Raw genomic sequence first — 25,863 nt, 5'->3', positions numbered from 1 at the left:
ATCAAAGCTTATTGACTGGGATTTTCATGAAAACGTCGCCCTGCTCATCCGCTGGTGGCATCTGACCGGCCCGCATATTGACCTGCAGCGAGGGCAAAATCAGGCGCGGCATCGCAAGGGTTGCATCCCGCGCATCACGCATCTCGACAAATTCTTCGACGCTGCGGCCCTGACCGATATGAACGTTCAGCGCCTTCTGTTCGCCAACTGTGGTCTCCCACGCGTATTCATCGCGACCGGGCGCTTTGTAATCATGGCCCACAAAAATCCGAGTCTCATCGGGCAGAGACAGGATTTTCTGGATCGAGGCATATAAATCCGCCGATGACCCGCCCGGAAAGTCGCACCGGGCGGTTCCGAAATCCGGCATGAACAGCGTGTCGCCCACAAACGCCGCATCACCGATCACATAGGTCATGCAGGCGGGCGTATGGCCCGGCGTGTGCAAAACGTCCCCGCGCATCTGGCCGATGTGAAAGCTGGACCCTTCGGCAAACAGTGCATCGAACTGGCTGCCATCACGCTGAAACTCGGTGCCTTCGTTGAAGACCTTGCCGAACGTGTCCTGAACGACCACGATATTCTCGCCAATCCCGATCTGACCACCCAGCTTTTCCTGTAGGTAAGGGGCTGCTGACAGGTGGTCGGCATGGACATGGCTTTCCAGAATCCATTCCACCTTCAGTCCCTGTGCCGTCACATAGTCGACAATCTGGTCGGCCGAGCTGGTGTCGGTCCGCCCCGAGGCGTGATCGAAATCCAGTACACTGTCGATGATGGCGCAGGCCTGCCCCTGAGGTTCCTGCACAACGTATGAGACGGTGAAGGTCTGCGGGTCGAAAAAAGCTTTCACACTGGGCGTCATGGGTTCCTCCGTTCAGCTTGCATACATATAACAATAGTGGAATATGTTTAAAGCCCCAAATCACAAGTTGATGTCTGTCAAAGCAATCACCGCGAATTGAGCGTATGCTTTAAGCGACCACAGGCATATTGACGGTTTTTTGCCTGACTAGGCAAGAATTCGCGATGTTTTGTTCCGGTCTCGTGCTCGTCTTAAACTCGTTACCTATATCAGGCACATTGGCACCATATGGGAGGAAGGAAATGACTGCTCAGGATCTTTTTACCGAAGCGGAACGGCTTGAACAAAAGCTGAATGGTGCGTGTCTTGAGACCCGGCTAGAGCTTCAGCCACATGTCAGCATGGTTCTGGATAAAATGCGCGCGCAGGGGGTTCATATCCCATCGCGCTTGCGTCGGCTGGATGCTGCGCTATGCGAAGACGTGCTTGAGGCGCGGTTCGACAATATGCCGATCTGATCGATCTGGTTATCCCAGCGAAATGCCCAGGATAACCATCATCAGCCCAAGTACCGACAGGAAAAGCGACGCCAGATTCCAAGGCAGAACACCCTGAACTGCAGCGCGCAACTCGTCATCCGTCAGGTTGGCTTTGCGCGCTTTCATCACTTGCAGGATGCACCAGACCAGACCGACCAGCCCGGCCACAGACAGGGCGGCCCCGCCCCAGACGATAATGTCGAACATGGTTGTTTACGCTCACCCTTTGAATCCGTGACCGCGCTTATCGGATCGGCGCAGGTCAGACAAGCCCACCGTGCAGAATGCACGCTTGCGGTCGGGTCGGTGCCGATGTATCCGGCACCTTATTTTCAGCCCTTGGGAGAGACGCAGATGGAAGACATCACCGAAGATCAGGCCGCAGCCAACTACCGAGTGACCGCAGGCGAGCTGCGCCAGTTCGTCGAACGGTTCGAGCGTCTTGAGGCCGAAAAGAAAGACATCGCCGACCAGCAGAAAGAGGTCATGGCCGAGGCCAAGGCCCGCGGCTACGACACCAAGGTCATGCGCAAGGTCGTCGCCCTGCGCAAGCGCGACAAGGACGACATCGCCGAGGAAGAGGCGGTGCTGGAAATGTACAAGGAAGCGCTGGGCATGTAGCGCCAGCCGGTTACGGGTTCAGAAAACGTATATCTGGCATGGTCTGCAGCCGTGCCAGATCCTGCTCATAAAGCTCGGTAAAGGCGGTAACGATATCTTCGTTCCAGCCAGGCAGCTCCACCTCTTCTTCGATTTCATCCGTCAGCGCATGCTGCTGAAACACCTGCGCCAGCCTGCCCCTGAGCACGGGATCATTGGGGGCCGCTTGATGCTCTAACAAGCTCTGAATCTCCTGTTTGCCCATGTCTGAGACAAGTGAGGACAGCAGCGCGTATTCCTGTTCCAGCGGCGTGTCCTCGGGTAGCCCCACTAGCGCGCGCGCGATGTCGCCGCAGATCAGCGGCGAATCCTCGTTGCTCCACAAAGTGATTTTGACATCTGGCGCTAGGTCGCGAATGTCTTCGATCATGGCGAGCCAACTCAGGCAACTCAGATCGGTGGTGGCAATGATATGCTCGCGCTCAGGCGCCGACAGCAGCATCAGCACCTTGGGAATAAAGCTGCCGGGATTACGTAGCCCCACGAATAGCTCAACCGTCGAATCGCTGAACAGATTATCCAGATAGGCCAACCTTTGACCGGCATTCGCGTAAAATTGCCCATCCATGATGATGGAAGGCCGTTCCCCCAGGTAAAGCGCGCTCGACAAGATCGCCCGGTCAACCTGCTGCCCATTGGGGAACAGTTTATGAAATCGCGCCAGTGTATCCTGATGTGATGGCCGGTCGGCAGAGGGTTTCAGCGCAGGTCGAAAGATCTTTCTGAACGGACGAAGCCCCCAGAAGGCAGTATGATTTCCCGCAACCAGATCCGCATTCGCCTGCAGCAGATTGAGCAGGTGATCATGGTCGGTAAAGTGCGCTCCGGCTTGGATGACCATCTGCATATCGGAATTGTCCTCACCTCGGTCGGGATCGCCGCTTGGGTTACAACCTGTCCCCGGTGCAGTCAAATTCGGATGAGGCCTGATATTACTGTTATCCTAAGGCAAACCAGCACAAAGTTAAGATGACCCGAAATTTCGGGCTTGCAGTCGCTGTTCCGAGATATTAATCGACACCCAGTGCCCCTATAGCTCAGCTGGTAGAGCAACTGATTTGTAATCAGTAGGTCCGCGGTTCGAGTCCGTGTGGGGGCACCATCTCCTCAGAAATCTATGTGTATTTGCTCGATCTGGCTCGCGACCTATGTGGTCTTGGGGGCAAATATAGGGGAACAGAAGATTCAGTAGTCGCGCTTTATTGTGCGTCAAATCTTACTGTGATGCTCCGCGCTCATCGCCCGTTTTCTACAATTAAAACACGGCCGTCCAATGTCGCGGTTTACCAGGAACCCGGCACCCGCAACCATCGGAAACCAGCAAATATCGCATTAAGCGCTCGACCGTTAGTCTTCTTTATTAAGTTTTGATTAATCTCGAATCAAACAGACGCTGATATCTTGTACGCTAGACGCGCCAGAGCCACTTACTCAGATAACTATTTGGTATTTGAGAGGCAATCGAGATGAACAAAGCACTGACAACCTGTGCGCTTGCGACCTCACTGCTCTTGGCTGCTTGCGGGGCTCCGACGACGCCAACTCAGGCGCAGGTACAGCAAGACGCTCGCTGCGCTGCGGGAATCCTTGGTGGCGCTGCCCTTGGGGGAGTGGTTGGAAATCGGTTCGGTGGCGGTACAGGCAAGACACTCGCGACTGCAGCAGGTGCAGGCGCTGGGATGTATGCAGGGCAATCAGCTTGCAATTGACAACCTTGCAATAAACCCTCTTACCCCAAGCTCGTTTTTGGCTCCGCAAATATTGGTTTCGCAGGTCATTTAGTTGCCCTGTCTGGCGGTTGCGCGCCTAGCTTCCTGGATGTGCCAAATTCAAGGTCAACTGGCTCAGCAGCAATCCCATTACTGCGTCGTTTCTCGCCGATGGGGTTCGCGGGTCGGAACTGAGAAAGCATAACCGTTATGGGGCAGGGTATAAGGGCTTTGCCCCTTCACGCGGTATCCTTCGATTGATTGTTATCCAATCACGGCTCGGCTGGGCGTGCTTGCTCGGGGCGCACTTCGTCATCCGCCACTTCGTCCGAAGGTTTCAAAGACAAGGGCGGGTCTTCGGGCTCTTCCGAGATTGGGGCAGGGGCGGCAGGAGTTTTGGCCAGAACCTCTTCGGGTCCCGGGACTGCGCGCGCGGTTGGGGCGGTGTCCTCTTCGACGAGTTCGGGCTGTTCAGGTTTTTCCAACGCCAGAGCCCGGCGGAAAACCAACACGTTGCGCCAGTTGGTGGTTGACCCGGTCAGCCCCGAACGTTCTTCGCTGGGCAGCAATTCGGCGCGCTGATACTCCCAGCCGTCCTGTCCCATCTGGTTCAGCAGTTGCTCGATCGAGGTGGCAAACCGGCCCTCGGGCGTTTTCACGCCCTTCGCCTTGGTGCCCTTTTGCGGAGCGGGGACAACTTTGTATTCGTAGCGCTGCATCAACTGGTCCTGATTGCCGTGTCGGGGCAAATTAACATTTTGACAGGCGGGCGAAAGCCAAGATCGCGCATTGGCGAATTTCGGCCCGCACTGTGGCCTTAGCTCCGCGCTGCTTTGCCTACGAGTGACAAGCAGGTTTCTGTCGCGACCGCCATGTCCTGCACCGAAATCCACTCTAGCGGTCCGTGAATACACTGCATACCCGTGAAGATATTAGGTGTCGGTGTGCCAAATTCGGTCAGGCGCGAGCCGTCGGTGCCACCCCGGATCGGCACCGAGACCGGCTCGATCCCTTGTTCACGGCAGGCCTCGCGGGCCAGATCAACCGGCGTCATGTCCTTTTCCAGCCAATAGCGCATGTTGCGATACTGATGGGAGATGTCGCAGGTGATGGTCGCACGCGGCTCGGTGGCCTGAACGGCGGCGCAGACTTGTCGGACGATCTCGCGCTGGGCTTCCAGCGCATCCATCTCGAAATCGCGCAGGATCAGTTTTATCTCCATCTCGGACGAGCCGCCGTTCATATCGGTGACATGGATGAATCCCTGGCGCCCATCCGTCACCTCGGGCGTCATCGTTGCCTGAGGTAGGGTCTGCACGATCTTTGCAGCCAGATGTGCCGCGTTTACCATTTTGTCTTTGGCTAGCCCGGGGTGGATCGACACGCCGGTGATCTTAATCACCGCTCGGTCGGCCGAGAAGCTTTCGTATTCGATCTCACCCAGTTCCTGCCCGTCCAGCGTATAGGCGAAATCCGCGCCCAGATCTTTGGGCAGCTGTTCGGTGACACCGCGCCCGATCTCTTCATCCGGGGTAAAGGCGATGCGAATCGGACCATGGTGCATGTCCTTGTTCTCAAGCAGGTGTCGCGCCATCGTCATCAGGATCGAAACGCCCGCCTTGTCATCAGCCCCCAGTAGCGTGGTGCCTGAGGCGGTGATCAGGTCATGCCCGATCTTCTCGGCCAGATAGGGGTGTTCTTCGGGCGAAAGCACCAGATCGGGGTCATCGGGGAATGTAATCTCGCCGCCATTATACCCCTTGATCACCCGCGGCTTGACCCCTGTTGCGTTGAACTGAGGCGCGGTGTCTACATGCGCCAGAAACCCGATGGTCGGCCCTTCGGCCGTACCGGGGATGGTTGCCACCACGACGCTGTCACCAGTCATCTCAACATCCTGCGCACCGATTTCGGTAAGCTCTTGCTTCAGCAGGTTCAGCATGTCGAACTGGATTTCGGTGCTGGGGGTCGATGGCGAGGTCTCATCGCTCTGGCTGTCGATGGCGGCATAGCGCATCAGCCGGGTTTCCAGTTCCTGATCGAAACGATTTTTCATTGATGCTCACCTCTCTGACTTGGCGAGATGAGAATGCGCATTCGGGCAGGGAGTCAAGCCGATGGCTTGCCCGATTTGAGCGCTCTGAAATTAAGTTTTCGTTATGTACAAGTCGAACAAACCCCTGTCCGGGGTTTGTACAACTCGGAAGATTTACGAACCCAGCTTTTTGCTGACCAGTTCGTTAACGGCCTTCGGGTTGGCCTTGCCGCCGGTGGCCTTCATCACCTGACCGACGAACCATCCGGCCAGTTTCGGGTTCACCTTGGCCTTCTCAACCTGTGCCGGATTGGCCGAGATGATCTCGTCCAAAGCGGCCTCGATCGCGCCGGTATCTGTCACCTGTTTCATGCCGCGGTCTTCAACGATCTGCGCCGGGTCACCGCCTTCGGTATAGACGATTTCGAACAGATCCTTGGCGATCTTGCCCGAGATGGCATCCGACGAAATCAGATCAATGATACCCGCCAACTGAGCCGGAGACACCGGAGACTCGGTGATGTCGTGGTCTTCTTTTTTCAGGCGACCAAACAGTTCGTTGATGACCCAGTTCGCGGCCAGCTTGCCGCTGCGCCCCTTGGCGACCTCTTCGAAATAAGCCGCTGATTCCACCTCGGCGGTCAGCACCGATGCGTCATAGTCGGTCAGGCCGAACGCACTGATAAAACGAGCTTTTTTATCGTCTGGCAGCTCGGGCAGATTGGCGGCGATGTCATCCACCCATGCCTGTTCGATCTCCAGCGGCAACAGATCGGGGTCAGGGAAGTAGCGATAGTCATGCGCCTCTTCTTTAGATCTCATCGAGCGTGTCTCACCCTTGTCCGGGTCATACAGACGGGTTTCCTGATCAATCTCGCCACCCGCTTCGACGATTGCGATCTGACGGCGGGCTTCGACCTCAATCGCCTGCTGGATGAACCGCATCGAGTTCATGTTCTTGATCTCGCAGCGCGTGCCCAGATGCGAAAAGTCCTGTGTTTCCTGATACTTCTCGTAAGCACCCGGCAAACAGATCGAAACGTTTACGTCCGCCCGCAGGTTGCCGTTCTGCATGTTGCCGTCGCAGGTGCCTAAGTAACGCATGATCTGACGCAGCTTGGCGATATATGCCGCGGCCTCTTCCGGCCCGCGAATATCGGGGCGCGAAACGATCTCCATCAGGCAGACGCCGGTCCGGTTCAGGTCGACAAAGGACATATGCGGATCCATGTCGTGGATCGATTTGCCCGCGTCTTGCTCCATGTGGATGCGTTCGATGCGGACCATGCGCGCGGTGCCGTCACCCATCTCGACCAGAACTTCTCCTTCACCTACAATAGGCTGATAAAGCTGGGAAATCTGGTAGCCCTGCGGCAGGTCGGGATAGAAATAGTTCTTGCGGTCAAAGGCCGATTTCAAGTTGATATCCGCTTTCAGACCCAGCCCGGTGCGTACGGCCTGTTCAACGCAATACTCGTTGATCACCGGCAGCATCCCCGGCATTGCGGCGTCCACAAACGCCACGTTCGAATTCGGCTCGGCCCCGAATTGGGTCGACGCGCCCGAGAATAGTTTGGCGTTGGACGAGACCTGAGCGTGCACCTCCATCCCGATCACCAGTTCCCAATCGTGCTTGGCCCCGGCAATGGTTTTGGGTTTGGGCATTTCGTATGTCAGGTCGAGCATGGCGCGCCTCATTTCCGCAGAAGTCTAAGCCTGCGTATTAGGCCCGGCGCGCCAAAGGGGCAAGGGGCAATGGCGCTTTAGTTCCCCGAGAACTGCAGCCCCGACGGTGTAAAGGTCACACTCTGCCCACTGCGCAACTCATCCCGCAACAGATTGGCGATTGCCTTCAGCGCATCGCGGCGACCACGGGCGGCAAAACGCTCGGCCGAGTTGACGCGAAGGCTGTTATTGAACCCGTTCGCCGCGTGGGCCCAGATCAGCGGATGCAGTTCAGTCATGTGATCGCGGATCAGCCAGTTTGCGGCCTCGCAAATCTGTTTGCGGGCGATATCGGCGCGCGGGTTCTGGCCCATTCTGTTCTGCAATGTGACCGAGCAATAGGCCGCCAGCAGGTTGATTGTCTGCTGATCCGGACGACGTGCAACGATATCGCGCAAACCTTCAAGGAAGTATTCGACATCTACCCGCGCGCAGGCCTCGTCATCCAGCGCGATGGCGTCGAATTGCACCCAGGTATACCCACCCGCACCCCAATTTTTCTGGGTCCGTGCGGCGTTGCGCAAGGCTTGCACTTCAAGTTGTTCATAGCTGCCGAACCAGCGTGGCAGCAGGTGGCTGCCCATCGCGCGCATGTGGCGATGGTTCTGGGGATCCAGCGTGATCAGGGCCTCGTATTTATCAGCAACGCGGGTGCGCGGATCAATGTGTCCTGCCAGCAAAGCGCAATCCGCTGCAGCAATCGCCGGACTGTCGGGCAGCGCAGCGCGGCATTTCGGAAGCAGCGCAGCAGCCCGGTCGAAATGCGCGGCACAACGGGATTGGTGCAGCGCCGGCAGCGTGTCCGGATGCGCCGTCCCGCGCCAGGCCCACGCCAAATCGATATGGGCCAAGGCAACCACAAGCGTGATCATCGGATCATCGGGATGGTTCTGAATCTCGCCTTCCAATTCCGAGATCCCGCCCAGCAGATCATAGTCTGACAGTGCTTTGCCGTCCGACAGCGCGTGCTCGGCCGCCAAAACCACATCGGACCGGGCCCCAAATGCCAACAGCTCGGAGATCGGCTGCCCGCAAGGGGTAGCCTTGCGCCCCTCATCTGCAGCGCGCATCTCCAGCGACAGTTCTGCCCACATATCCTGCCGCGCCAGATGGCGGCCACGTTCGATCACCTGATGCCCGATCGCATCATTTTCATCTGATTCTGCGATTGGGATGTTCAACTGCCCCGAGGCGACAAGCCATGCAGTAGCATCGGCGACGGACGCAGGCAGAGGTGTAGGGGTGGGATCAGAAGAACCGACAATACGGGCGGCAAAAGCCTTCAAAGACCAAAACATGGCAAAACTCGAACTGGAACAAACTTGTAACCCGTCCAGTTTGCCAAAAAATCTGCTCAAATCAAGACTGCGTCGCGGAGAACCCGTGATTCAGGTGCCAATGTGGCCCAGACTCCATGAATCGTTTCAGAAAACTCTAAAATGATGTCGTTCGACCGCGAATCCCGCCTGATTCAGGACCATTTCGAATTGCTTGTGTGGCGGCAGTGATTCATCGGGTAAACGCACGCGTTTGTCGGATTTCAGAACCGCTGAGACGCGCACTGAGAAATCCCACCGCGTGTCAAACCGGAATCGATCCACCTCGGACAGCTTGAGTTGTCCCTGACGTTGGCCGGTGTGCCAACGCAGGGTTTCATCGGTCAGCTCCATACCTGCGCTGGTGTCCTTGATAACATCCCACAGCGCGGGCAGGGTAGTCAGGGCCAGAAGCGCCATCAGCCACCAGACCGCGTTCAGCAGGATCATCAAAGCGATCAACATCGCGTAAACGCCGATCAGGATCAGAACCGTTCGCTGATTTCGGTTCTGTCGAGTGAACGTAAACGCGGTCATGCGCCCAAGATGCGCGTGACCATTTCGGTCGTGTCCCGGGACAGGTTCGGCGTGTCGGCAATGCGATTCAGTTGTGCAAGTATTAAGGCCTGACGGTCGGCGTCATAGCGTTTCCAAGTTTGGAACACGCTGCACATCCTGGCGGTGGTCTGCGGGTTTACTGGATCAAGTCGGATCAACCAGTCTGCCAGCAGCGCGTAACCTGCTCCGTTCGCTTGGTGGAAGCCTGCGTGGTTGCCTGCCAGGGATCCCATCAAGGCGCGGAAACGATTTGGGTTTTTCCAATTAAAATCAGCATGCTCGGTCAACCTGTGCGCGGTCTCAACCGATTTTTCCGGTCCGGTCATCAAGACCTGCATGGCGAACCACTTGTCCATGACCAGCCGGTCATGCTGCCATTGATCATAGAAGGCGGCCAGCTCACGTTCGCCTTTGCCCGCGCGGAGCAGACAAGACAGCGCGGCCAACTGCAGGGTCATGTTGTCAGCACGTGCATATTGCTCTGCGGCCTTGGCACCTCCATCCAGTCTCGAGGTCAGCGCAAGCGCCGCGCTGCCCAAGGCGCGTTTGCCTGATTGTTCAGCGTCCGGCTGATAAGCCGCGTCCACCAGCGTTTCACTGTTCAGACGAGGGAGCAGGTCTTGAACGTGTTGCGCCGTGGCTTGACGCAAAGTCTCAACCGCTCGCCAGATCGCCATCGGGTCGGGGGTGATGCCCTTGTCAAATAGTGTTGCGGCCAGTTCCGATTGCGTCGGCAGACCCAGCATCAGTGCCCGGTAGGCCGGGTCCAGCGCCTCATTCCGTAGCACTGCCAGCAAGCCGTCAAGGTAGTCGGTATCAGGCGTTGCCTCATCGGTGATCATGCGCAGCAGGGTGTCCTCGGCTAGCGACCGCCCTGCCTGCCAGCGGTTGAACGGGTCGGTGTCATGAGCCAGAAGGAAGGCGCGTTCGGCATTGCTGATCTCATGTTCAAGGATCACAGGGGCCGAGAAATCACGCAGGATCGAGGGCACAGGTTTGGCCGCGAGACCGGTAAAGATAAAACTCTGCTCGGCTTCGGTCAGTTCCAGCACTTCGGTCGCACGTATCTCGTCCCCGTTTGGACTAAGCAGACCCACAGCGATAGGGATGACCTGAGGTTGCTTGTCCTCTTGACCCGGCGTCGGCTCGGTCCGTTGGCGCAGCGTCAGGGTATAGGTGCCATCAGTCCAGTCTTCGGCAACTGAGACACGGGGGGTACCGGATTGGCTGTACCAACGTTTGAACTGGGTCAGGTCGCGGCCCGTAGTGTCTTCGAATACTTTCAGCCAATCTTCGATCGTGCAGGACTGCCCGTCGTGGCGATCGAAGTACAGGTCCAGTGCTTTGCTGTAGGCCTCATCCCCGACCAGCCGTTTCAGCATCCCGATCACCTCGGCGCCTTTTTCATAGACGGTTGAGGTGTAGAAGTTGTTGATTTCCTGAAAGCTTTCGGGGCGGACCGGGTGCGAGAGTGGCCCGTTATCTTCGGGGAATTGCCGCGCGCGCAGGTCGATGGCATCGTGGATACGTTTTACAGGGGCCGAGCGCATATCCGAAGTGAACTGCGCGTCGCGGAACACAGTCAGCCCCTCCTTCAGGCACAGTTGGAACCAGTCGCGGCAGGTGATGCGGTTGCCGGTCCAGTTGTGGAAATACTCATGTGCGATGATCGCCTCGATCCGTTCGAAATTCATATCGGTCGAGGTTTCAGGGCTGGCCAGAACGGCTGAGGAGTTGAAGATGTTCAGCCCCTTGTTCTCCATCGCGCCCATGTTGAAATCGTCGACGGCCACAATGTTGAACACGTCCAGATCGTATTCACGGCCATAGACGTCCTCATCCCATTTCATCGACTTTTTAAGGGCTTCCATGCCAAAGGCGCATTTGCCTTCATCGCCGGGGCGGACCCAGAGATTTAGTTCGACGTCGCGACCGGATTTGGTGGTGAACTGGCCGGGATGGGCGATCAGCTCTCCGGCGACCAGCGCGAACAGATAGGCGGGTTTTGGCCATGGATCGACCCATTCAGCCCAGCCCTCGCCTTTGCCCGAAGGGTTGCCGTTCGATAGCAGCACGGGAAGGTCGCCATTGATGCGCACCGTAAAGGTAGACATCACATCCGGGCGGTCGGGGTAATAGGTGATCTTGCGAAACCCTTCGGCCTCGCATTGGGTGCAATACATGCCGTTCGACATATACAGCCCCTCAAGCGCGGTGTTGTTGCCGGGATCGATCTCGACCACGGCCTCCCACACGAAAGGCGCGTCTGGAACCGTTGCGGTAAGGCCTTCGGTGGTCACCTCAGGCGTGATCACGTCGCCATCAATTGCGGCACGGATCAGCTTTAGCTCTTCGCCATGCAGAAAAAAAGTGCGGTCGGTCGCTTCGGGGTTCGGGCGGAAGGCGATGCGGGAAGTGACGCGAGTGGCGTGTGCGGTCAGATCGAAGGTCAGATGCACACTGTCCACTAGAAACCCGAACGGAGTGTAGTCTTTCAGATAAATCGTTGTGGGGGCGGCGTCGCGCATCGGGGGCCTCATCGACTGGGAATCTGGCGCGACGTTATGGGCTTCGCGCGGACGCTGCAACCGATGTGCCATTGCCGCTGTTCATTTGAGACGGTTCGCGCTGGGTCAAATGCCCCTCATGTCGGGACAGAAGTTGCCTATCGGAAACGAACGCCCTAATTGAGGAGCGCATACAATGGCACACAATCGTAGGGGATTCGGAATATGAGCAGCAGAGAGACCCGCAACGGGCTGCAGATTGACCCGGTTCTGGTGGATTTCATCGAACAGAAGGCGCTGCCGGGCACGGAAGTTTCGGCAATTGATTTCTGGGCGGGTCTGGCGCGCTTGGCCAATGAGCTTGGGCCGAAAAACCGGGCGCTGCTGGACAAGCGGGCTGACATTCAGGGCCGGATCGATGGCTGGCACGCGGCGCGGCGGGGGTTGCCCATTGACGCGGCTGAATATCAGTCTTTTCTGCGTGAGATTGGGTATCTGGTAGAGGAAGGCGACGATTTCGAGATCGAGACAGCCAGTGTCGACCCTGAAATCGCGCTAATCCCCGGACCGCAATTGGTTGTGCCAATCACCAACGCGCGCTTTGCGTTGAATGCCGCAAATGCGCGCTGGGGCAGTTTATATGATGCGCTTTATGGAACAGATGCGTTAGGCGATCTGCCGACAGGCAAGGCTTATGACGCCGGGCGCGGTGCGCGGGTCATCGCCTGGGCGAAGGCGTTCCTGGATGAGGCTGTGCCGCTATCCGAAGGGTCCTGGGCGGAGGTCTCCGGGTTAAGCGTTAGGGACGGTGCGCTGATACCGAAGCTCGCCGACCCGTCTCAGTTCGCAGGCTACGCTGGCGCGGCTGAAGTACCGGAGTTTGTATTGCTGCGCAACAACGGGTTGCACATTCAAGTCAGGATTGATGCGCATAGCACAATTGGCGCCACCGATCCTGCAGGTATTTCTGATGTCCGTTTGGAATCCGCGCTTTCGACCATCATGGATTGCGAGGATTCTGTTGCTTGTGTCGACGCGACCGACAAGGTGTTGGCCTATGGAAACTGGCTTGGCTTGATGGCCGGCAACCTGACCGAAGAGGTTACGAAAGGCGGCACAACCTTCACGCGCAAGCTTGCTGGGGATTTGGCCTACATGGCTCCGAATGGCACGCCAGCCACTCTGAAAGGTCGGTCGCTGATGCTGGTGCGAAATGTGGGCCATCTAATGACGAACCCCGCAGTGCTGGATGCCGAAGGGCGCGAGATTGGTGAAGGTTTGATGGACGCGCTCTGCACAACGCTGATCGCCATGCATGACCTGAAGCGCGAGGGCGGGAACTCGGTCAAGGGGTCGGTCTATGTGGTCAAACCCAAGATGCACGGGCCCGAGGAGGTGGCGTTTTCGGTCGAGATTTTCGACATGGTCGAGGATATCCTGGGCCTGCCGCGCAATACGGTGAAGCTGGGCATTATGGATGAAGAGCGGCGCACATCGGCCAACCTCAAGGAATGCATTCGGGCCGCAAAATCGCGCGTGGCCTTTATCAATACCGGATTCCTGGATCGGACTGGGGATGAGATTCATACTTCTATGGAGGCAGGCCCGATGCTGCCGAAGGGCGATATCAAGGATACGCCATGGATTGCGTCTTACGAGGATCGCAATGTGGATATCGGACTGGTCTGCGGCCTGAAAGGCAGAGCGCAAATTGGCAAGGGTATGTGGGCCATGCCCGATCGGATGGCGGACATGCTGGCGACCAAGATCGGCCACCCGCAATCCGGTGCAACCTGCGCCTGGGTGCCGTCACCTACTGCTGCAACGCTTCATGCAACCCACTATCACAAGATCGATGTGTTGGCGCGCCAGGATGAATTGGCCGCTGGTGGGGCTCGCGGTACGTTGAATGATCTGCTGACCATACCTCTGCTGGGCGGGCGTAATCTCAGCGCTGGTGAGATCACCCGTGAGATCGAAAACAACGCACAAGGAATCTTGGGCTATGTTGTGCGCTGGATTGATCAGGGTGTTGGCTGTTCGAAAGTTCCGGATATCAACGACATAGGTCTGATGGAGGACCGCGCGACCTGCCGGATTTCTTCGCAGGCGCTGGCCAACTGGTTGCATCACGATGTGGTCAGTCAGGAACAGGTGATGGCGGCGATGCAGAAAATGGCCGCGGTAGTGGACCGTCAGAACGAAGGAGACCCGGCCTACAGGCCCATGGCACCGGGTTTTGACGGGGTGGCGTTTCAGGCGGCTTGTGATCTGGTGTTCCGGGGGCGGGTGCAGCCCTCGGGTTATACCGAGCCTGTGCTGCACGCCCGTCGCCTGGAACTGAAGGCAAGTTTGAGCTAGGGGCAAGGGCAGGAACGAGGGGGCTGTCTGCCCCCTCGTGCTCCCCCGAAGGTATTTTTGGCCAGATGAGAAGGATCGGGCATGAACATTTCATTGCGCAAAGCGCGGACCATCATTCGTAAAGCTCTGGAAAAAGGGCGCGAGATGGAGCTGAAACCGCTCTCGGTTGTTGTCCTGGACGCCGGAGGCCACGTGATCTCGTTCGAACGCGAAGATGGCGCCGCGCCGGGGCGGTTTGCAATCGCGCATGGCAAGGCTTACGGATCGGTGATGCTGGGCATGGCGGGGACTGCGCAGATGCAGCGGGCCGAGGGGCAGGCCTATTTCATGGCGGCGGTGAACGGAGTTTACGGCGGTCAGGTAATTCCGGTTCCGGGCGGTGTGCTGCTGCGTGACCGCAAGGGCGCGGTGATCGGTGCCGTGGGTGTAACTGGCGATACTTCGGATAATGACGCAGCGGCCGCGTTGGCAGGTATCGAAGCCGCTGGGTTGACGGGAGAGATCTGAGCCCTTTGCTGAACAAAATGGGGGATGTGCGTCGCTGAACACGCGCTTGCGCTACCATGCAGGGTCTGTGCCGTTGCGCGCGACCAAACCTGCCGATAGGTTTTGCAGGAAATGAGCGAAACAAGGGACTTGGAATGGCGCGCCCCGTTGTTGGAATAATCGGCAACTCTTACTTGATGAATGATCAGTATCCGACCCATGCGGGCGGGACGATGAATTCCGAGGCGGTCTCGAACGTGTCTGACTGTCTGCCGCTACTGATCCCCGCCGACCCGCGTTACGTTTCGGTTGATGAATTGCTTGAGGTTTGCGACGGCTTCCTGTTGACCGGCGGCCGTCCGAACGTTCACCCCGAAGAATATGGCGAGCCCGCGACCGAGGCGCATGGTGAGTTTGACCGCGCGCGGGATGCAATCACGCTGCCTCTGATCCGGGCCTGTGCTGAGCGGGGCCAGCCGTTCTTTGGGATTTGTCGCGGGTTTCAAGAAGTAAACGTCGCCTTAGGTGGTACGCTCTACCCTGAGATTCGTGACCTCCCGGGGCGTCAGAACCACCGGATGCCACCCGACGGCACTTTGGAGGAGAAGTTTGCTCTGCGCCATGTCGTGTCGCTAACCGAAGGTGGTGTGTTCCACCGCCTGCTGGGCGCGGCCGAAGTTATGACCAATACGTTACACGGACAAGGGATCAAGACGCTGGGCGAGAATGTGGTGATCGATGGCCACGCGCCTGATGGCACGCCCGAGGCGATCTATGTCGAGGATGCCCCCGGCTTTACCCTTTCGGTCCAATGGCACCCTGAATGGGACGCGGCGAATGACCCGGTTTCGCGGCCATTGTTCAAGGAATTTGGTCGCGCCGTATACGATTGGAAAAACGCGAAAACGGTCGGGGCGATCCGGCAGTCTGCTTAGTCACGCTAATCTGTCGATGGATCGTTCTAAGGTTTGCCGGCAACATTCGAATAAAAAGATAATTGGATATCTTCCCTGAACCGCGAATTTGCGCCGAGATACCCTTGGCCATATTCAAATCTGACTGGGTTCGGAGCAGTTCATGCACAGCTTTTCAGGAAAGTACCCTCGCGGTTTAAGAGAATTCGTTCCTGCGGCACTTTTTTTGGCGGTCCTGGGAACTGCTGGGCATGCGCAACAATGCAGCTCGGCCGGAGACCTGCTTTACATCGGGCGAACACCTGACTCTTCATCCTCATTGTGGTTATCGCAGACGGAAAGCGGTGCTTTTCGTCTGGAAGCTGCACAGGGCAACACGACCGTTGATACCTGGAGCCGATCTCGGCCCGGAGTTCATCTAAGCTTGTCTCCCTTCGTATCTAATGGATCAGGGGGCGTTCATCGTCTGTTCAAACGCGGAGGGGCACCAAATGGGCGCGACTGTCTGATCGATACGCAAAACCAAAAAAGAGATTGGACGCTGCCGGGTTGGGGTGGTGGCAATGGTGGCGGCGGGGGAGGAAACGGAGGCGGCTCGGGTGGATCCGGCGGCGGTTCCGGTGGTGGCTTCGGCGGTGGCGGCGGCTCGGGTGGATCAGGTGGCGGATTCGGAGGCGGGGGCGGCTTTGGAGGCGGCGGTTCCGGGGGTGGCTTCGGCGGTGGCGGCGGCTCGGGCGGATCCGGTGGTGGCTCTGGTGGCGGTTCTGGTGGTGGCTCTGGTGGCGGTTCCGGAGGGTCGGGCGGTGGAATTGGCAACATAGGCGAGACAGGTCGACCCGTTAATCCGCTCTACGTAAGTGGGCGACCTTCGGGCGATGATCAAGCCTGCGTGGCGGATGCGACGGGTAAGCTTGACCCTGCCTTGTGCGATCCGGTTGTCGGCCCTCCGCTGACGGAGGGGCGCGAGTTTGGGCCAGAATCTGTTTGGAATGTATGGACCAATTTCACCTACACAGACATTGAAGACACCCGTGGAAACAGCGAACTGGATGTGAACGACAGCTTTTTCGAAATTGGAATCGACCGTCTTGTCCAAGAAAACCTCGTGCTTGGTTTGCAGCTTGAATACGAAAACACCCAGCTGGACGGCTTTCAGGGGCAGTTTTCTCAGGATACTTCGGGATTCGCGATCGGACCCTATTTCGCCTGGCGGATGTCTGAGAGGTGGGTTCTAAACGGTCTCGCGACGGTCGGTCGCTTCTCCTCGGATGTGGATGTGCTGGAGCTGAGCGGTGATTTTGATCGCACCCGTTGGCGCGCGAATCTCGAGGCAATCGGACAATATGAGGCTGGAGCTTATTTAATTCGTCCGTCGATCTCGTTTGATTACTATCATTACAGTGCCGAGGACTACGATCTCACCGGGACGTATCTGGGAAATCCAGCCGAGTTTATTGGTGAAATCCAAGAAGCAAAATACAGTGCCCTAACGCCCGAGGTCGAAGTAAGTCGTCCGTTCTTCAATGGCAGCTCTGTCATTTCACCTTATGCATCGCTCAGCGCGACCTATTGGTTTGAACGCGAGAACTTAGGGGGTGGAACAGTTGCAAACACTGACAATGATGTTGTTTGGTCAACCCGTTTGGGTGTGAGAGGACGCACAAGCAAGACGGTGTTTCTGGAGGCTTCAATCGGATATCTCGACATGTTCGAAAGTGATTTTGAAGCGACGGAAGCTGCAATCTTTCTCTCTGTCAACTTCTAAGGCCATCAGAAAGAGCGTGCGCCGACCCATAGCCGGGTCGGCGCAAATTGATCATACGAGAAAGTCGAACTGCTTGTTCAGCGGCAAGCTGCGCGCGCGTTGGCCGGTCAGGTCGAACAGCGCGTTGCCCAAAGCGGGCATCGACGGCGGTGTCCCCGGTTCACCGACACCGCCCAGATGTTTGTTGGTCTCGAGTATCCGGACTTCCGTGATCGGTGTGCTTTGCATCCTTAACGCATCATAATCCGGGAAATTATACTGTTCGACCTCACCATCGGCAAAGGTGATCTCTTCTTGAACGGCGGCAGACAATCCGTAGATCATGCCGCCGATCATCTGCGCCTCGACCGTCGCCGGATCCAAAGCCAAGCCGACATCGCAGGCGATCCAGGCCTTGTTGATGCGGATGGTGCCGTCTTCGTCCACCACTTCGATGACCTGTGCGACAGGGGTGCCAAAGCTGTAGGCCATTGCCACGCCACGTCCGACACCATCGGGGGTTTTGCCGGTCCAGCCTGACATCTCTTTCACGGCCTCCAGGCACCCCGCAGCCGGGGCGAACTCGGACCTTGCCAACTCCAGCCGGAACTCCAGCGGGTCGCGCCCGGCGGCATGGGCCATTTCATCCAGGAAGGTCTCGTGGAAGAAGGCATTGTGGCTGTTGCCGACCGAGCGCCAGAAACCAACCGGTACAGCCAAATCGGCAACGTGACCACTCATTCTGTAGTTCGGCACCGCGTAGGGCTGGTTGAAAAAGCCTTCGACCAGAACCTTGTCGGGGCCGCCGCCAGAGAAACCCGTCACACGTTCGACCGCTTGGTGGGTCGGGGATTGCGAAGCAACCTTACCGTCGATCAGAACGGCCTTGCCATCCTTCACTGCCCCCCGCATGCGCGCGATCGCGCCGGGGCGGTAGAAATCGTGACGCATATCCTCTTCGCGGCTCCACGTCGTTTGCACAGGGGTGCCTGGAATGGCCATGGCGACCTTTGTGGCGATCTCGCCGAAATCCAACTCGCCCCGGCGGCCGAAACCGCCGCCCAGATAGGTGGTGTGAATCTCAACCGCTTCGGTATCTAGACCGGCGGTGTTGGCTGCGCGGATCTGGATCAGGGTCGGGGCCTGATTGCCGCACCACAGGTCCAGCTTGTTACTGGTATAGAGCGCCGTGGCGTTCATCGGTTCCATTGTGGCGTGGGCCAGATAGGGCACGGTATATTCTGCCGTAATCTCGGTGGCACCTTCAGGAAGCGTTTCGACATCGCCTTCATCGCGCATGGTCGAGTTCGGGGCGTCATCAAACGCCTTGGCAATTTGCGCGAATACCGCATCAGTATCGGGCGGATAGGGGGCATCGCCCCAATCCACGTCAATCGCCTCGACCGCCTGCATGGCAAGCCAAGTGTTGTTGGCAATCACCGCGACGCCCGTGCCCAGATCGACGATCTTTTCAACGCCGGGCATAGCTTCTGCAGCACTGGCGTCAAAGCCGTTCATTGCCCCGCCCAGCTTGGGGTTCATGCGGACCGAGGCGAATTTCAGGCCCTCTGGCCTTACATCGATGCCAAAGGTGGCGGTGCCGGTGGATTTGCCCGGAATGTCGACGCGGGGCAGGGATTTGCCGATCAAACGCCATTCGGACGGATCACGCAGGGAAACCTCGGGCGGTTCGATCTGGCCTGCGGCCTCGGCCAGTTCGCTATAGGGAATGCGCGTGCCATCCGGGGCAACCACAGCACCATTTTCGGTCATGAGTTGATCGCGATCGACCCCCAGTTGGTCCGCGGCAGCCTGCTTCAAGGTTTCTCGCGCAGTAGCGCCGGCCATCCGCATCCGTTCGAACCCGTCTTTCATCGAGGTTGAGCCGCCGGTAACCTGCAGGCTTAATGTTTTGCCCAGAACACCCAGTGCCTCACCCAGATTGTGCTGGAAATCCGAGATGTCATAGCCCTTGCCTGGCAGGCTTTCCCCCATAAGAGCATGGTTGTAATAGGCGGCAGCAGCAGGTCCGTGCAGCACACGGATTTCGTCCAGCTCAACATCCAGCTCCTCGGCGATCAGTGCTGCCCAGGTGGTCATAACGCCCTGACCCATTTCAGCGCGGGGGGCGAACAGGGTCACGCCCTGCTGGTCGATCAGAACAAAGGGGCTAAGCGCGGTTTCCCCGTCACGCGGTTTCAGCGGGTTCGCAGCTGGACGCGTGACGTAGTAGGCACCGAAGGCCACTCCACCTACGATGGCGGCAGATCCGATCAGGAATGTGCGGCGAACGATTTTACCGATACGTCCCATGGCTCAAGCCTCCTTCAACTTGGCAGCGGCATCATGGATGGCCGCGCGGATGCGAGGATAGGTGCCACAGCGGCAAAGGTTGCCTTGCATCGCATCGTCGATGTCTTCGTCCGTTGGGGCCGGGTTTTCAGCCAGTAGCGATGCGGCCTGCATGATCTGGCCCGACTGGCAGTAACCACATTGGGCCACTTGGTGGTCAACCCAGGCCTTCTGGATCGTTGCCATGGCGTCAGGCGTGCCAAGCCCCTCGATCGTGGTGACATCACCCCAAACATCCGAGAGCGCTACCTGGCAGGACCGCACGGCCTCACCATCAATATGAACGGTGCAGGCACCGCAGGCAGCCACACCACAGCCGAACTTGGTACCGGTTAGTCCAACCTCATCACGCAGAACCCATAACAAGGGCACATCATCAGGCAGATCAACCTGATGGGTCTTTCCGTTGATCTTAAGGGCCGTCGCCATGGCGCACCTCTCTTAGCTTTGGCTGGTTTCTGACATAATTAATGAAAAGTGTCAGCTTGTCAATTGACAAAATGAACAAGAAGTGTCAGAGGTTCTCGCATGACGAGTGTAAGTGAAGATTCCAAGACAGCGGCCATTCTGAAATCGGCATTTCAGGCCTTTGCGACCTATGGGTTTAAGAAAACTTCGATGGATGACATTGCCAAAGGGGCAGGGATGTCCCGGCCTGCGGTCTATCTGCATTTCAAGAATAAAGAGGCCATCGTTCGCGAACTGACGCAGTTTTATTATGGCGAGAAAGTTACCCTAGTCGCTGAAGCCTTGGCCAGCGAAGGTCCTTTGCCTCAGATCCTCGCTCAGGCGATCGAGGCGCAATCAAACGGGATGGCTGAAATTTTGGCCTCACCTCATGGGCTTGAAATGCTGGACGCGACCAAATCCATGTCGACGGATATCGTTCAGGAGGGCGAGGCCAAATTGACGCGACTTTACGCCGAATGGTTACGGCGCGAGGATGCGGCAGGTCGCGCGCATTTGCCTGTCGGCCCGGATGAGGCCGCAAAGACAATCACCACATCGCTGAAGGGCGTCAAGATGACAGCCTCCAGCGCTGAAGAGTTCGAACAAGGCATTTCGCAATTGGCCACGCTTTTGGGCGCGGCGCTTGAGGTCAGGTGACGCGCTGACGGATTTTGTATTCCGGTTTGTCCCACAGCTTGTTGGTTATGATATCGGCCAGAATTTGGGCGGCCTGTTCTACATCCCCTTCATCGACATATAGCGGTGTAAAGCCAAACCGCATGATATCGGGCGCTCGGAAATCGCCGATCACGCCACGCGCGATCAAAGCCTGCATGGCAGCGTATCCTTCATCAAAATGAAACGATACTTGACTTCCGCGCTGGGCTGGATCGCGGGGGCTTGCGAGTGTCAATCCCCGGCAGGTAGCCTCAACCCGGGTAATGAACAATTCGGTCAATTCGATTGACTTGGCGCGCACATCGGCCATTTCAGCCATGTCCCAGATATCCATCGCTGCCGACAGCGCTGCCATCTGAATGACCGGAGGGGTTCCGACCCGCATCCTCTCGATTCCCGCGCCGGGGCGATAGTCGAGATCGAAGGCAAAGGGGGCTTCATGCCCCAACCAGCCCGAAAGCGCCGGGCGCACGCGATCCGACAGACGCGGAGCGACATAGACGAACGCTGGCGCACCGGGACCGCCATTGAGGTACTTATACGTGCAGCCAACAGCGAAATCCGCGTTGCAACCGGACAGATCGACCGGGATTGCCCCCGCAGAATGGGCAAGGTCCCAGACGGTCACGACACCGTTCGCGTGGGCCAGTTCGGTCAAAGCCTTCATGTCATGCATACGGCCGGAGCGATAATCGACCTCGGTCAGCATCAGAACGGCGACCTCTTCGGTGATATGTGCAGCGACGCTTTCGGGATCGACCACGCGCAGTTCGTAATCCGTTCCCAGTGATCGCAATAGTCCATCTGCCATGTAAAGATCCGACGGGAAATTGCCGTTGTCCGACAGGACGACCTTGCGGGTCGGGTTCAGCTCCAGCGCTGAGGCGACCGCCTGATAAACCTTGATCGACAGAGTATCGCCCACCACGACGCTGCCGGGCTCTGCCCCGATCAGCCGTCCGATCCGATCCCCCAGGCCGGTCGGCATGCCCATCCACCCGGCTTTGTTCCAGCCGGTGATCAGCAACTGACCCCATTCGTCCTTCATCATGCTTCCGACACGGTCACCGGCTGATTTCGGCAACGGGCCCAGAGAGTTACCGTCGAGATAAAGAACGCCCTCGGGCAGGTGAAACATGGATTTGGTTTTGGCGAAATCGGTCATGGCGAGGCTTTGTCTTTCTGAAACAGTCAGGTTGTAACTGGCTATCTGATCCCGTTGTGTCTGTCTATTGGTGCGGGTTGTCCAGCGCCCTGGGTCGATGCGACACCCTGCGCTTTTGCCAATGCGGTCAGAAAACGATAGGAGAGCGATCAGAAGCGACATCTGCCACCATGTGTCGCCGCGTGAAGGGACAGCCATGCGCCTGATCGACATACCACCTGTTTGGCTTGTGGGCTTTGCCTTGCTCGCCTGGGTCCAGGCCCGCGTGTTGCCGCTGGGGTTGTCTCTGGATGGGGCGGTGACAGATCTGCTCAGCGGCATACTGATCGGTGGCGGTATCATTCTGGCCGTGATGGCGGTAATCGAGTTCCGCCGGCACAAAACCACGGTCTTTCCGCACGAAACACCCTCGACCATGGTGCAGACCGGGATTTATAAGCGCAGCCGCAATCCTATCTATGTGGGCGATGTGCTGATCCTGACCGGGCTGATCCTGCGTTTTGACGCGGTGTTGTCGCTGGTGCTGATCCCGGTTTTTGTCTGGGTGCTGGAACGCCGCTTTATCATACCCGAGGAAGACCGTCTGCGCCGCACATTCCGCGCCGATTTCGCCCGGTATGAACGCAAGACCCGGCGCTGGATATAAGGGTGTGGTCATCATGACACAGCGTCATAATTGCTGCGCTTGCGAAATAATCTTGCGCAGGATACATGTCTGCTTGTCATTCTATGCTGAACACCCACCTGGCCTGAATCAAAAATTAGGGGGAACCGACTGGTGAAAATTGGGACGCCAAAGGAAACGTACAAGGGCGAGAACCGGGTCGCGATGACTCCGGACTCGGCTGTGCAGTTGCAGAAACTGGGCTATGAGTGCCTGATCGAAAAGGGTGCAGGCGCTGCTGCGGGGTTTTCGGACGCCGCTTATGAAGCCGCAGGCGTTGAGGTCATGAAGACCGCCGCCTCGCTTTGGAAGGCGGCGGATATTATTGCCAAGGTGCGTCAGCCCGATGCCACCGAACTGAAGCGTCTGACCAAGGATAAGACCCTGATTTCCTTCTTTAACCCGGCTGGGAATGAAGATGGGATGGAGGCCGCCAAATCCAAGGGCGCGACCGTGATCGCGATGGAGATGGTCCCGCGTATCTCGCGCGCGCAGAAGATGGACGCGCTGTCTTCGATGGCCAATATCGCCGGGTACCGTGCTGTGATCGAGGCAGGCAACAACTTTGGCCGTTTCTTCACCGGTCAGGTGACGGCGGCCGGTAAGGTGCCGCCTGCCAAGGTGCTGATCGTTGGTGCTGGTGTGGCTGGTCTGGCCGCGATTGGGACCTCAACCTCGCTGGGTGCGATCACCTATGCGTTCGACGTGCGCCCCGAAGTGGCCGAGCAGGTCGAATCCATGGGGGCTGAGTTCGTCCATCTGGATTTTGAGGAAGAACAGCAGGACGGTGCATCGACTGGTGGCTACGCATCGGTCCAGTCGGAAGAATTCCGCAACGCCCAGCTTGCCAAGTTCCGGGAACTGGCGCCCGAGATGGACATCGTCATCACCACGGCGCTGATCCCCAACCGTGAGGCACCTGAGCTTTGGACCAAAGATATGGTCGAAAGCATGAAGCCGGGTTCGGTCATCGTTGACCTTGCAGCGGAAAAGGGCGGTAACTGTAAACTGACGGTGCCGGATGAGAAGATCGTGACCGACAATGGCGTGACCATTATCGGCTATACCGACTTCCCCAGCCGGATGGCGGCGCAGTCATCGTCTCTGTACGCGACCAATATCCGTCATATGATGGCTGACCTGACACCCGAGAAGGACGGCAAGGTCAATCACGACATGGAAGATGACGTGATCCGTGGCGCGACTGTGACCCATGAAGGCGAGATCACCTTCCCGCCACCTCCGCCCAAGGTGCAGGCGATTGCGGCACAGCCTAAGGCCGAGGTCAAGGAACTGACACCGGAAGAGAAAAGGGCGCAGGAAATCGCGGCCTTCAAAGCGCAGACCAAGCAACAGTTCACGTTGCTCGGCGTCGGCGGTGCGTTGATGTTGCTGGTGGGGTTGATCGCTCCGGCCAGCTTCATGCAGCATTTCATCGTCTTTGTGCTGGCGATCTTTGTGGGCTTCCAGGTGATCTGGAATGTCAGCCATAGCTTGCACACACCACTGATGGCGATCACCAACGCGATCTCGTCGATCATTATCGTTGGAGCCTTGATGCAGATCGGATCGGGGTCGTTCCTGGTCATTCTGCTGGCGGCGCTGTCAGTCTTCATGGCCGGAATCAACATCTTCGGCGGCTTCCTCGTAACCCGGCGCATGCTTGCCATGTTCCAGAAATCTTAAGGAGGCCGGGCACATGGAATTTGGCTTCACTACTGCCGCCTATGTCGTTGCGGCTGTCCTTTTCATCCTGTCTCTGGGTGGATTGTCGAACCAGGAAAGCGCCAAGCGGGCGGTCTGGTATGGCATTGTTGGTATGGCGCTGGCGGTTTTTGCCACGCTGGTTGGTCCGGGTTCAGGCCTGTGGCTGCTGTCGTTGCTGCTGATCGCGGGCGGTGGTCTGATCGGTCAGTACGTGGCGCAACGCGTGCAGATGACCGAGATGCCGCAGCTTGTGGCCGCGATGCATTCGCTGGTGGGTCTCGCGGCTGTGTTCGTGGGATTCAATGCCCATTTCGAGATCGGCAATGTGGCGCAAGTCATGGCGATTGCTGACAGTGCGTCTCAGGCAGACCTGTCCGATCTCGGGGCGTTCGCCAAGCTGATCGCGAAGAAGACCGCGGCCGAACTGGCGATCCTGCATGTTGAGCTGTTCCTCGGTATCTTCATCGGTGCGATCACCTTTACTGGATCGGTCGTGGCTTATGGCAAGTTGGCGGGCAAGGTGACCTCGGCGGCGACCAAGCTTCCGGGCGGTCATGCTTTGAACGCGGGTGCGGCTGCTTTGTCGTTCATCTGCCTGATCTGGTACACCAATTCGGGCGGTTTCTTCCCGCTGTTCCTGATGACTCTGGCAGCGCTGTTCATCGGCTATCACCTGATCATGGGCATCGGCGGGGCCGACATGCCGGTGGTTGTGTCGATGCTGAACAGCTATTCGGGTTGGGCGGCTGCGGCCATCGGCTTCTCGCTAGGCAACGACCTGCTGATCGTGGTTGGTGCATTGGTGGGCTCGTCTGGTGCAATCCTGTCCTACATCATGTGTAAGGCGATGAACCGTCACTTTGTCAGCGTAATTCTGGGCGGCTTTGGTGGCCCGCAGGGTGAACAGATGGCTGTTGAGGGTGAACAGATCGCCATCGAGGCAGATGGTGTCGCGGCGGCGCTGAATGATGCAGATAGTATCGTCATCATCCCCGGCTACGGCATGGCCGTGGCGCAGGCGCAGCAGTCGGTGTCCGAGCTGGTCCGCAAGCTGCGCGCCAAGGGCAAGAACGTGCGCTTTGCGATCCACCCCGTTGCCGGTCGTCTGCCGGGCCACATGAACGTGCTGCTGGCCGAGGCGAAGGTGCCGTATGACATTGTTCTGGAGATGGACGAGATCAACGACGACTTCCCGGATACGGATGTGGCCATCGTGATTGGCTCGAACGATATCGTGAACCCTGCGGCGCAGGAAGACCCGAACAGCCCCATCGCCGGGATGCCGGTGTTGGAATGCTGGAAAGCCAAGCAGGTGTTTGTGTCCAAGCGTGGTCAGGGCACCGGCTATTCGGGCATCGAGAACCCGCTGTTCTTCAAGGAGAACACCCGCATGTTCTATGGCGACGCCAAGGCTTCGCTCGACAAGCTGTTGCCCATGATCGATTGATCAGAAGGGACAATCTGATTGCAAAGGGCGCCTGAGGGCGC

23 protein-coding genes and 1 tRNA gene are annotated in these 25,863 nt (G+C 57.9%); 12 read left to right on the top strand and 12 right to left on the bottom strand.

What is annotated here, in order from left to right; translation table 11 throughout:
- Nucleotide 1: 1 nt before the first annotated feature.
- Nucleotides 2–865 carry an MBL fold metallo-hydrolase gene (locus ACR0EN_RS12300; protein ID WP_170397158.1) on the bottom strand — a complete coding sequence of 288 codons (864 nt, stop codon included), beginning with the start codon at nucleotides 863–865 and terminating at the stop codon, nucleotides 2–4.
- A 242-nt stretch (nucleotides 866–1,107) separates the two neighbouring features.
- Here ACR0EN_RS12300 and ACR0EN_RS12295 point away from each other — a divergent pair, with 242 nt between their 5' ends.
- On the top strand, nucleotides 1,108–1,323 hold the full coding sequence (locus ACR0EN_RS12295) for a hypothetical protein (RefSeq protein WP_170397156.1): 216 nt from the start codon (nucleotides 1,108–1,110) through the stop codon (nucleotides 1,321–1,323).
- A 9-nt stretch (nucleotides 1,324–1,332) separates the two neighbouring features.
- On the opposite strand, the gene ACR0EN_RS12290 is transcribed toward ACR0EN_RS12295, so the two are convergent.
- The gene (locus tag ACR0EN_RS12290) at nucleotides 1,333–1,551 is read right to left on the bottom strand and encodes a hypothetical protein (RefSeq protein WP_170397154.1); all 219 of its coding nucleotides are present in this window, start codon (nucleotides 1,549–1,551) and stop codon (nucleotides 1,333–1,335) included.
- A gap of 147 nt (nucleotides 1,552–1,698) precedes the next feature.
- Here ACR0EN_RS12290 and ACR0EN_RS12285 point away from each other — a divergent pair, with 147 nt between their 5' ends.
- The gene (locus ACR0EN_RS12285; protein ID WP_170397751.1) at nucleotides 1,699–1,965 is read left to right on the top strand and encodes a DUF2312 domain-containing protein; all 267 of its coding nucleotides are present in this window, start codon (nucleotides 1,699–1,701) and stop codon (nucleotides 1,963–1,965) included.
- Between the two features lie 10 nt (nucleotides 1,966–1,975).
- On the opposite strand, the gene ACR0EN_RS12280 is transcribed toward ACR0EN_RS12285, so the two are convergent.
- Nucleotides 1,976–2,851 carry a hypothetical protein gene (locus tag ACR0EN_RS12280; protein ID WP_170424180.1) on the bottom strand — a complete coding sequence of 292 codons (876 nt, stop codon included), beginning with the start codon at nucleotides 2,849–2,851 and terminating at the stop codon, nucleotides 1,976–1,978.
- A 179-nt stretch (nucleotides 2,852–3,030) separates the two neighbouring features.
- Between ACR0EN_RS12280 and ACR0EN_RS12275 the strand changes: the two genes are divergently transcribed.
- Nucleotides 3,031–3,106: transfer RNA gene (locus tag ACR0EN_RS12275), tRNA-Thr, on the top strand.
- Nucleotides 3,107–3,470: 364 nt separating this feature from the next.
- Nucleotides 3,471–3,713 carry a glycine zipper 2TM domain-containing protein gene (locus tag ACR0EN_RS12270; protein WP_170397150.1) on the top strand — a complete coding sequence of 81 codons (243 nt, stop codon included), beginning with the start codon at nucleotides 3,471–3,473 and terminating at the stop codon, nucleotides 3,711–3,713.
- 272 nt (nucleotides 3,714–3,985) lie between these two features.
- Here ACR0EN_RS12270 and ACR0EN_RS12265 read toward each other — a convergent pair whose 3' ends face one another.
- The 6 genes from ACR0EN_RS12265 to pepN form a co-directional block, all read right to left on the bottom strand.
- Nucleotides 3,986–4,432, bottom strand: coding sequence for a DUF4177 domain-containing protein (locus tag ACR0EN_RS12265; protein WP_170397148.1), 447 nt, complete (start codon nucleotides 4,430–4,432; stop codon nucleotides 3,986–3,988).
- A 98-nt stretch (nucleotides 4,433–4,530) separates the two neighbouring features.
- Nucleotides 4,531–5,769 (bottom strand): peptidase T, encoded by a 1,239-nt coding sequence (gene pepT, locus ACR0EN_RS12260; RefSeq protein WP_480586971.1) that lies wholly within the window; start codon nucleotides 5,767–5,769, stop codon nucleotides 4,531–4,533.
- Between the two features lie 153 nt (nucleotides 5,770–5,922).
- Nucleotides 5,923–7,434 carry an Asp-tRNA(Asn)/Glu-tRNA(Gln) amidotransferase subunit GatB gene (gene gatB / locus ACR0EN_RS12255; protein ID WP_170424174.1) on the bottom strand — a complete coding sequence of 504 codons (1,512 nt, stop codon included), beginning with the start codon at nucleotides 7,432–7,434 and terminating at the stop codon, nucleotides 5,923–5,925.
- A 77-nt stretch (nucleotides 7,435–7,511) separates the two neighbouring features.
- Nucleotides 7,512–8,771, bottom strand: coding sequence for a hypothetical protein (locus ACR0EN_RS12250; RefSeq protein WP_170404131.1), 1,260 nt, complete (start codon nucleotides 8,769–8,771; stop codon nucleotides 7,512–7,514).
- A 126-nt stretch (nucleotides 8,772–8,897) separates the two neighbouring features.
- On the bottom strand, nucleotides 8,898–9,326 hold the full coding sequence (locus ACR0EN_RS12245) for a hypothetical protein (RefSeq protein WP_170397141.1): 429 nt from the start codon (nucleotides 9,324–9,326) through the stop codon (nucleotides 8,898–8,900).
- Nucleotides 9,323–11,875, bottom strand: coding sequence for an aminopeptidase N (gene pepN, locus ACR0EN_RS12240; RefSeq protein ID WP_170818039.1), 2,553 nt, complete (start codon nucleotides 11,873–11,875; stop codon nucleotides 9,323–9,325). Before pepN ends, ACR0EN_RS12245 begins: the two co-directional genes overlap by 4 nt.
- A gap of 204 nt (nucleotides 11,876–12,079) precedes the next feature.
- Here pepN and ACR0EN_RS12235 point away from each other — a divergent pair, with 204 nt between their 5' ends.
- The 4 genes from ACR0EN_RS12235 (at nucleotide 12,080) to ACR0EN_RS12220 (ending at nucleotide 17,380) form a co-directional block, all read left to right on the top strand.
- Nucleotides 12,080–14,215, top strand: a complete 2,136-nt coding sequence (locus tag ACR0EN_RS12235) for a malate synthase G (RefSeq protein WP_480586968.1) — start codon at nucleotides 12,080–12,082, stop codon at nucleotides 14,213–14,215.
- An 81-nt stretch (nucleotides 14,216–14,296) separates the two neighbouring features.
- Entirely contained in the window at nucleotides 14,297–14,722 is a 426-nt protein-coding gene (locus tag ACR0EN_RS12230; protein WP_170818037.1) for a heme-binding protein, read from the top strand.
- Between the two features lie 134 nt (nucleotides 14,723–14,856).
- Nucleotides 14,857–15,636, top strand: a complete 780-nt coding sequence (locus tag ACR0EN_RS12225; RefSeq protein ID WP_480586965.1) for a gamma-glutamyl-gamma-aminobutyrate hydrolase family protein — start codon at nucleotides 14,857–14,859, stop codon at nucleotides 15,634–15,636.
- A 403-nt stretch (nucleotides 15,637–16,039) separates the two neighbouring features.
- Entirely contained in the window at nucleotides 16,040–17,380 is a 1,341-nt protein-coding gene (locus ACR0EN_RS12220) for an autotransporter outer membrane beta-barrel domain-containing protein (protein WP_480586962.1), read from the top strand.
- Between the two features lie 51 nt (nucleotides 17,381–17,431).
- On the opposite strand, the gene ACR0EN_RS12215 is transcribed toward ACR0EN_RS12220, so the two are convergent.
- Nucleotides 17,432–19,672 carry a xanthine dehydrogenase family protein molybdopterin-binding subunit gene (locus tag ACR0EN_RS12215; RefSeq protein ID WP_480586959.1) on the bottom strand — a complete coding sequence of 747 codons (2,241 nt, stop codon included), beginning with the start codon at nucleotides 19,670–19,672 and terminating at the stop codon, nucleotides 17,432–17,434.
- Between the two features lie 3 nt (nucleotides 19,673–19,675).
- On the bottom strand, nucleotides 19,676–20,140 hold the full coding sequence (locus ACR0EN_RS12210) for a (2Fe-2S)-binding protein (protein WP_170397127.1): 465 nt from the start codon (nucleotides 20,138–20,140) through the stop codon (nucleotides 19,676–19,678).
- A gap of 99 nt (nucleotides 20,141–20,239) precedes the next feature.
- On the opposite strand from ACR0EN_RS12210, the gene ACR0EN_RS12205 reads away from it, so the two are divergent.
- The gene (locus ACR0EN_RS12205; RefSeq protein WP_170397125.1) at nucleotides 20,240–20,818 is read left to right on the top strand and encodes a TetR/AcrR family transcriptional regulator; all 579 of its coding nucleotides are present in this window, start codon (nucleotides 20,240–20,242) and stop codon (nucleotides 20,816–20,818) included.
- Here the strand turns inward: ACR0EN_RS12205 and kynU are convergent.
- A complete protein-coding gene (kynU, locus tag ACR0EN_RS12200; RefSeq protein ID WP_480587198.1) occupies nucleotides 20,811–22,004 on the bottom strand; it encodes a kynureninase in 1,194 nt (397 codons plus the stop codon). The genes ACR0EN_RS12205 and kynU overlap by 8 nt on opposite strands.
- A gap of 196 nt (nucleotides 22,005–22,200) precedes the next feature.
- Between kynU and ACR0EN_RS12195 the strand changes: the two genes are divergently transcribed.
- The 3 genes from ACR0EN_RS12195 (at nucleotide 22,201) to ACR0EN_RS12185 (ending at nucleotide 25,822) form a co-directional block, all read left to right on the top strand.
- On the top strand, nucleotides 22,201–22,650 hold the full coding sequence (locus ACR0EN_RS12195; RefSeq protein WP_170397122.1) for a methyltransferase family protein: 450 nt from the start codon (nucleotides 22,201–22,203) through the stop codon (nucleotides 22,648–22,650).
- Nucleotides 22,651–22,782: 132 nt separating this feature from the next.
- A complete protein-coding gene (locus ACR0EN_RS12190) occupies nucleotides 22,783–24,354 on the top strand; it encodes a Re/Si-specific NAD(P)(+) transhydrogenase subunit alpha (protein WP_480586956.1) in 1,572 nt (523 codons plus the stop codon).
- A 13-nt stretch (nucleotides 24,355–24,367) separates the two neighbouring features.
- Nucleotides 24,368–25,822, top strand: a complete 1,455-nt coding sequence (locus tag ACR0EN_RS12185; protein ID WP_170397117.1) for an NAD(P)(+) transhydrogenase (Re/Si-specific) subunit beta — start codon at nucleotides 24,368–24,370, stop codon at nucleotides 25,820–25,822.
- Nucleotides 25,823–25,863 lie beyond the last annotated feature (41 nt).

This window comes from Ruegeria sp. AB7 (assembly GCF_056542625.1).
This window is presented reverse-complemented; position numbering and strand designations above follow the sequence as displayed.

Bases quoted from the DNA above. Each gene is read 5' to 3' on its own strand.
- pepN (WP_170818039.1), bottom strand. From the start codon at position 11,875: ATGCGCGACGCCGCCCCCACAACGATTTATCTGAAAGACTACACTCCG.
- ACR0EN_RS12295 (WP_170397156.1), top strand. From the start codon at position 1,108: ATGACTGCTCAGGATCTTTTTACCGAAGCGGAACGGCTTGAACAAAAG.
- ACR0EN_RS12290 (WP_170397154.1), bottom strand. From the start codon at position 1,551: ATGTTCGACATTATCGTCTGGGGCGGGGCCGCCCTGTCTGTGGCCGGG.
- ACR0EN_RS12235 (WP_480586968.1), top strand. From the start codon at position 12,080: ATGAGCAGCAGAGAGACCCGCAACGGGCTGCAGATTGACCCGGTTCTG.
- pepT (WP_480586971.1), bottom strand. From the start codon at position 5,769: ATGAAAAATCGTTTCGATCAGGAACTGGAAACCCGGCTGATGCGCTAT.
- ACR0EN_RS12265 (WP_170397148.1), bottom strand. From the start codon at position 4,432: ATGCAGCGCTACGAATACAAAGTTGTCCCCGCTCCGCAAAAGGGCACC.
- ACR0EN_RS12300 (WP_170397158.1), bottom strand. From the start codon at position 865: ATGACGCCCAGTGTGAAAGCTTTTTTCGACCCGCAGACCTTCACCGTC.
- ACR0EN_RS12285 (WP_170397751.1), top strand. From the start codon at position 1,699: ATGGAAGACATCACCGAAGATCAGGCCGCAGCCAACTACCGAGTGACC.
- ACR0EN_RS12215 (WP_480586959.1), bottom strand. From the start codon at position 19,672: ATGGGACGTATCGGTAAAATCGTTCGCCGCACATTCCTGATCGGATCT.
- kynU (WP_480587198.1), bottom strand. From the start codon at position 22,004: ATGACCGATTTCGCCAAAACCAAATCCATGTTTCACCTGCCCGAGGGC.
- ACR0EN_RS12280 (WP_170424180.1), bottom strand. From the start codon at position 2,851: ATGCAGATGGTCATCCAAGCCGGAGCGCACTTTACCGACCATGATCAC.
- ACR0EN_RS12195 (WP_170397122.1), top strand. From the start codon at position 22,201: ATGCGCCTGATCGACATACCACCTGTTTGGCTTGTGGGCTTTGCCTTG.
- ACR0EN_RS12230 (WP_170818037.1), top strand. From the start codon at position 14,297: ATGAACATTTCATTGCGCAAAGCGCGGACCATCATTCGTAAAGCTCTG.
- ACR0EN_RS12245 (WP_170397141.1), bottom strand. From the start codon at position 9,326: ATGACCGCGTTTACGTTCACTCGACAGAACCGAAATCAGCGAACGGTT.
- ACR0EN_RS12205 (WP_170397125.1), top strand. From the start codon at position 20,240: ATGACGAGTGTAAGTGAAGATTCCAAGACAGCGGCCATTCTGAAATCG.
- ACR0EN_RS12185 (WP_170397117.1), top strand. From the start codon at position 24,368: ATGGAATTTGGCTTCACTACTGCCGCCTATGTCGTTGCGGCTGTCCTT.
- ACR0EN_RS12270 (WP_170397150.1), top strand. From the start codon at position 3,471: ATGAACAAAGCACTGACAACCTGTGCGCTTGCGACCTCACTGCTCTTG.
- ACR0EN_RS12250 (WP_170404131.1), bottom strand. From the start codon at position 8,771: ATGTTTTGGTCTTTGAAGGCTTTTGCCGCCCGTATTGTCGGTTCTTCT.
- ACR0EN_RS12210 (WP_170397127.1), bottom strand. From the start codon at position 20,140: ATGGCGACGGCCCTTAAGATCAACGGAAAGACCCATCAGGTTGATCTG.
- gatB (WP_170424174.1), bottom strand. From the start codon at position 7,434: ATGCTCGACCTGACATACGAAATGCCCAAACCCAAAACCATTGCCGGG.
- ACR0EN_RS12225 (WP_480586965.1), top strand. From the start codon at position 14,857: ATGGCGCGCCCCGTTGTTGGAATAATCGGCAACTCTTACTTGATGAAT.